This window comes from Sinomicrobium pectinilyticum (genome assembly GCF_003725735.1).
Classification (GTDB): domain Bacteria; phylum Bacteroidota; class Bacteroidia; order Flavobacteriales; family Flavobacteriaceae; genus Sinomicrobium; species Sinomicrobium pectinilyticum.
In genome coordinates, this window is the sequence record NZ_RJTM01000213.1 from 1 (window position 1) to 5676 (window position 5676).

Genomic DNA, 5676 nt, shown 5'->3' on the forward strand with positions numbered 1-5676 from the left:
GGGAAAGAGGTTTTATCTTTGCCCCCGCTTTGGAAGGGAAGGATGCTGATTTGCAGAAGCGAAGTTCTTGAGAAAAAATGTAGCAAAAAAGTTTGTGAGATTTACAGAAACGGCTTATTTTTGCAGCCGCTTTGCGAGGGATGAATGGTTGAGGACAGGTGGTTAAGTTTTTTGAAAAAAAAGTCTGCAAAAAGTTTGTGAGTTTAAGAAAAAGATTTACTTTTGCAGCCGCTTTGAGAAAGAGCGAAAAAATTGAGTTAAGAGATTAAGGGGAGTTCCTTGAAATATTGTTGACAGCACTAATGAAGTTTTACGATACGTAAGACTTTTATTTAGGAAGATTTAAGCAAAATTGTTTTGAGTAGGTTACATGAATCATGCGGGATATCTTATATAATATTTAAGATTAAACGATGAAGAGTTTGATCCTGGCTCAGGATGAACGCTAGCGGCAGGCCTAACACATGCAAGTCGAGGGGTATAAGGAGCTTGCTCCTTAGAGACCGGCGCACGGGTGCGTAACGCGTATGCAATCTGCCTTATGCAGGGGAATAGCCCGAAGAAATTTGGATTAATGCCCCATGGTATGTAGAATAGGCATCTATTTTATATTAAAGGTTTTTCCGGCATAAGATGAGCATGCGTCCCATTAGCTAGTTGGTGTGGTAACGGCATACCAAGGCAACGATGGGTAGGGGTCCTGAGAGGGAGATCCCCCACACTGGTACTGAGACACGGACCAGACTCCTACGGGAGGCAGCAGTGAGGAATATTGGACAATGGTCGGGAGACTGATCCAGCCATGCCGCGTGCAGGAAGACTGCCCTATGGGTTGTAAACTGCTTTTCTACGAGAAGAATAAGGGGTACGTGTACCCTGATGACGGTATCGTAGGAATAAGCATCGGCTAACTCCGTGCCAGCAGCCGCGGTAATACGGAGGATGCAAGCGTTATCCGGAATCATTGGGTTTAAAGGGTCCGTAGGCGGGCTGTTAAGTCAGGGGTGAAAGTTTGCCGCTTAACGGTAAAATTGCCTTTGATACTGGCGGTCTTGAATGTGTGTGAAGTGATTAGAATATGTAGTGTAGCGGTGAAATGCATAGATATTACATAGAATACCGATTGCGAAGGCAGGTCACTAACACATTATTGACGCTGATGGACGAAAGCGTGGGTAGCGAACAGGATTAGATACCCTGGTAGTCCACGCCGTAAACGATGGATACTAGCTGTTGGGGTGTAAGTCTCAGTGGCTAAGCGAAAGTGATAAGTATCCCACCTGGGGAGTACGTTCGCAAGAATGAAACTCAAAGGAATTGACGGGGGCCCGCACAAGCGGTGGAGCATGTGGTTTAATTCGATGATACGCGAGGAACCTTACCAAGGCTTAAATGTGGATTGACGTAGTTGGAAACAGCTATTTCTTCGGACAATTCACAAGGTGCTGCATGGTTGTCGTCAGCTCGTGCCGTGAGGTGTCAGGTTAAGTCCTATAACGAGCGCAACCCCTGTGGTTAGTTACCAGCGAGTAATGTCGGGGACTCTAACCAGACTGCCGGTGCAAACCGTGAGGAAGGTGGGGATGACGTCAAATCATCACGGCCCTTACGTCTTGGGCTACACACGTGCTACAATGGTCGGTACAGAGAGCAGCCACTTAGCGATAAGGAGCGAATCTATAAAACCGATCACAGTTCGGATCGGAGTCTGCAACTCGACTCCGTGAAGCTGGAATCGCTAGTAATCGGATATCAGCCATGATCCGGTGAATACGTTCCCGGGCCTTGTACACACCGCCCGTCAAGCCATGGAAGCCGGGGGTACCTGAAGTCGGTGACCGCAAGGAGCTGCCTAGGGTAAAACTGGTAACTGGGGCTAAGTCGTAACAAGGTAGCCGTACCGGAAGGTGCGGCTGGAACACCTCCTTTCTAGAGAAATGGGATATTTAGTGTGAAGTATCTGAAAGGGATAATTTTGCTTAATGCTGTCAATAAAAAAAACAATTGCAGGTTGGATGTTGCAAGTTACAGGTTGAAAATACAGGTCTGTACGGAGTGATGGGACTTGTGATTTTAGAGACAGTCTCGTAGCTCAGCTGGTTAGAGCGCTACACTGATAATGTAGAGGTCGGCAGTTCGAGCCTGCCCGAGACTACGAGAAATTAAAGATACGGAGTAGGACGTTAGAATTAGGATTGCGTATCGGTTCCATGTGTGATTAATGTGGAAAAAAGTTCATTGATGATAGTATTAGGAAATTCTGGAAGTTGGGAATTCTATATTCAAGATTCTGAATTCGACATTCGGGATTTACGAGGGGAATTAGCTCAGCTGGCTAGAGCGCCTGCCTTGCACGCAGGAGGTCAAGGGTTCGACTCCCTTATTCTCCACGAGGCGATGGTTATTACGGTGTAAAAGAGCTGTGATGACTGGCTGAAAGTTCATTGACATATTGAGATAAAGCAAATACGAGCAAGATATATTATTATATTTTGTAGATAGAATAAAAGTAAAAGAGCAAATTAGCTATGCGGTTTACGGACCGTATAGAGATACTTAAGGTATTATAAGTTATGTAAGGGCGTATGGGGGATGCCTAGGCTCTCAGAGGCGAAGAAGGACGTGATAAGCTGCGAAAAGCTGCGGGGATCGGCACATACGACTTGATCCGCAGATGTCCGAATGGGGCAACCCACTATACTGAAGGTATAGTACATCGTAAGATGAGCGAACGCGGGGAACTGAAACATCTAAGTACCCGTAGGAGAAGAAAACAAGAGTGATTCCGTAAGTAGTGGCGAGCGAACGCGGAGCAGCCCAAACCATAGTTGTTACGGCAATTATGGGGTAGTAGGACTGCGACATTGATTGTACACTGAATTAGAAACCTTTGGAAAGAGGTACCGTAGAGGGTGATAGTCCCGTATAGGTAAGGTTGTATAAATCATAGCAGTATCCTGAGTAGCGCGGGGCACGTGAAACCCTGTGTGAATCTGGCGGGACCATCCGCTAAGGCTAAATACTCCTGAGAGACCGATAGTGAACCAGTACCGTGAGGGAAAGGTGAAAAGAACCCTGAATAAGGGAGTGAAACAGATCCTGAAACCATACGCTTACAAGCGGTCGGAGCTCTTCGGGGTGACGGCGTGCCTTTTGCATAATGAGCCTACGAGTTACTGTTGCTGGCCAGGTTAAGTACTTCAGGTACGGAACCGTAGCGAAAGCGAGTCTGAATAGGGCGACTTAGTCAGTAGAAGTAGACGCGAAACCGTGTGATCTACCCATGGGCAGGGTGAAGCTTTGTTAACCCAAAGTGGAGGCCCGAACCCGTTGACGTTGAAAAGTCTTGGGATGACCTGTGGGTAGGGGTGAAAGGCCAATCAAACACGGAAATAGCTCGTACTCCCCGAAATGCATTTAGGTGCAGCGTTTTAATAGTTTTATAGAGGTAGAGCTACTGATTGGATGCGGGGGCTTCACCGCCTACCAATTCCTGACAAACTCCGAATGCTATAAAATGCTTTAAAGCAGTGAGGGCATGGGTGCTAAGGTCCATGTCCGAGAGGGAAAGAACCCGGACCATCAGCTAAGGTCCCCAAGTGTATGCTAAGTTGAAAAAACGCGGTTGAACTGCTTAGACAGCTAGGATGTTGGCTTGGAAGCAGCCATTCATTTAAAGAGTGCGTAACAGCTCACTAGTCGAGCGGTTCGGCATGGATAATAATCGGGCATAAGCATACCACCGAAGCTATGGACTTCTTAGGGAGTGGTAGGGGAGCATTCTATATGTGTTGAAGGTGAACTGCGAGGTTTGCTGGAACGTATAGAAAAGAAAATGTAGGCATAAGTAACGATAATGCGGGCGAGAAACCCGCACGCCGAAAAACCAAGGTTTCCTCAGCTATGCTAATCAGCTGAGGGTTAGTCAGGGCCTAACGCGGACCCGAAGGGGGAAGTGGATGGACAACAGGTTAATATTCCTGTACCTGCATAACGTTAAAAGTGACGGAGATATTTATTGGGTGCGTGCTGACGGAATAGCACGTTGAACTGCCTGAAAGGGCAGGATAGTACACTAAGGCTTCGGCTGCGGTGATAATCCCGAGTCGTATCTTCCAAGAAAAGCGAGTTATGCAGCCTGTACCGTAAACCGACACAGGTGGTTGGGATGAGTATTCTAAGGCGCTCGAGAGATTCATGGCTAAGGAACTAGGCAAAATAGTCTCGTAACTTCGGGAGAAGAGACGCCACACTCCGGTGTGGCCGCAGTGAAAAGGTCCAGGCGACTGTTTATCAAAAACACAGGGCTCTGCGAAATCGAAAGATGACGTATAGGGTCTGACACCTGCCCGGTGCCGGAAGGTTAAGGGGAGATGTTAGGGTTCGCCCGAAGCATTGAACTGAAGCCCCGGTAAACGGCGGCCGTAACTATAACGGTCCTAAGGTAGCGAAATTCCTTGTCGGGTAAGTTCCGACCTGCACGAATGGTGTAACGATCTGGACACTGTCTCGGCCATGAGCTCGGTGAAATTGTAGTATCGGTGAAGATGCCGATTACCCGCAGTGGGACGAAAAGACCCCGTGCACCTTTACTATAGCTTCGTATTGACTTTGGATAAGTGATGTGTAGGATAGGTGGGAGACTATGAAGCGGCGTCGCCAGGCGTTGTGGAGTCGTTGTTGAAATACCACCCTTTGCTTATCTGAAGCCTAACCTCTTTTAGAGGGACAGTTCGTGGTGGGTAGTTTGACTGGGGTGGTCGCCTCCAAAAGCGTAACGGAGGCTTCTAAAGGTTCCCTCAGCACGCTTGGTAACCGTGCGTAGAGTGCAATGGCATAAGGGAGCTTGACTGAGAGACTTACAAGTCGATCAGGTACGAAAGTAGAGCATAGTGATCCGGTGGTTCCGTATGGAAGGGCCATCGCTCAAAGGATAAAAGGTACGCCGGGGATAACAGGCTGATCTCCCCCAAGAGCTCACATCGACGGGGGGGTTTGGCACCTCGATGTCGGCTCGTCACATCCTGGGGCTGGAGAAGGTCCCAAGGGTTGGGCTGTTCGCCCATTAAAGTGGCACGCGAGCTGGGTTCAGAACGTCGTGAGACAGTTCGGTCTCTATCTACTGTGGGCGTTAGAAATTTGCGTGGATCTGACTCTAGTACGAGAGGACCGAGTTGGACTAACCTCTGGTGTATCAGTTGTTCCGCCAGGAGCACCGCTGAGTAGCTATGTTGGGATGGGATAAGCGCTGAAAGCATATAAGCGCGAAACCCGCCACAAGATGAGATTTCTTTAAAGGGTCGTGGGAGATGACCACGTTGATAGGCTACAGGTGTATGGGCAGTAATGTCGTAGCCGAGTAGTACTAATTACCCGTAGACTTATAATACCGCTGTTTACTTTTTTTTTAGGATGTGTTTTATCTCAATATGTTATCATATTAGTGTTGGAGGTTCCCTGTATAAGGTTCCGGGTTATACTGACTTAAAATAACCTGCACCTTGAACCCAGAAACCTGCAACCCACAATTTAAGGTGGTTATAGCCATGGGGCTCACCTCTTACCATTCCGAACAGAGTAGTTAAGCCCATGAGCGCAGATGGTACTGCGAGAGCGGGAGAGTATGTCGCCGCCTTCTTTGAAACCCTTCACTAAACAGTGAGGGGTTTTTTTATA

At 47.9% G+C, this 5676-nt stretch carries 2 tRNA genes and 3 rRNA genes; all 5 read left to right on the forward strand.

The annotated features are described in order from the left end of the window. Positions 1-410: 410 nt before the first annotated feature. Positions 411-1929: ribosomal RNA gene (locus ED312_RS23335) — 16S ribosomal RNA — on the forward strand. 152 nt (positions 1930-2081) lie between these two features. Next, positions 2082-2155: transfer RNA gene (locus ED312_RS23340), tRNA-Ile, on the forward strand. A gap of 161 nt (positions 2156-2316) precedes the next feature. After that, a tRNA-Ala gene (locus tag ED312_RS23345) sits at positions 2317-2390 on the forward strand. A gap of 174 nt (positions 2391-2564) precedes the next feature. Continuing rightward, a 23S ribosomal RNA gene (locus ED312_RS23350) occupies positions 2565-5389 on the forward strand. Positions 5390-5530: 141 nt separating this feature from the next. Beyond that, positions 5531-5638 (forward strand): 5S ribosomal RNA (gene rrf, locus ED312_RS23355). Together the 16S, 23S and 5S rRNA genes with 2 tRNA genes alongside form the textbook arrangement of a ribosomal RNA operon. The last annotated feature ends 38 nt before the right edge of the window (positions 5639-5676 follow it).